This window comes from Micromonospora sp. M42, assembly GCF_000568915.1.
GTDB lineage: Bacteria > Actinomycetota > Actinomycetes > Mycobacteriales > Micromonosporaceae > Micromonospora > Micromonospora chalcea.
Genome location: NZ_KK037233.1, coordinates 6,280,299 through 6,280,973, shown reverse-complemented (window position 1 = coordinate 6,280,973; position 675 = coordinate 6,280,299). Strand labels below are relative to the sequence as shown.

Here is a 675-nt window from a genome sequence, read left to right as displayed (position 1 = left end):
GGTCGACGGCCTGCCGGGCCAGCGCGTCGTTGCCGGCGAACAGCACGTGGAACTCGTCGATCACGGTGACGATCCGGGGCGGCCGGGCGTTGGGCGGCAGGTCGGCCAGGCGGCTGACCCCGTGCCGCTTGAGCAGGTCGGCGCGGCGGCCCAACTCGGCGCGCAGCTCCCGCAGCACCGCCACGCCGTACTCGCGGTCGGACTCGATGCCCACCGCGTCGGCGTGCGGCAGCCAGGACGGGTCGCGGTCGGTGGGCACGAACTCGGTGAAGCTCACGCCCTCCTTGAAGTCGAGCAGCATCAGCCGCAGCTCGGCCGGGGAGTAGCGGGCGGCCAGCCCGTAGAGCACGTCGAGCAGCAGCACCGTCTTGCCGGCGCCGGTGCGGCCGCCGATCAGCCAGTGCGGCGTGGCGTCGTCGAACGCCACCGCGAGCGGGCGGCGGCCGGCGCGGCCGAGCACGGTACGCAGGCCGGAGGCGGCGGACCCGGCCCAGCGCTGCGCGGGCAGCAGGTCGGCGAACGTGACGACGTCCTGGTCGGCGGTCTCGGCGTACCGGCGGGCCAGCGCGGTCACCGCGGCGTGCGACGGGTCGCCGTCGAGCACCACCGGCGCGGCCAGCCCGCTGCCGTCGGCGCTGAACGGGCGGCCGGGCGGGTCACCGACGAGCGTGTACC

General features: G+C 76.4%; 1 protein-coding gene. It reads right to left on the bottom strand.

Features of this window, described 5'->3' with window-relative positions; translation table 11 throughout:
• A partial coding sequence (locus tag MCBG_RS29115) for an FtsK/SpoIIIE domain-containing protein (protein WP_043329550.1) occupies positions 1-675 on the bottom strand: 675 nt, incomplete at both ends.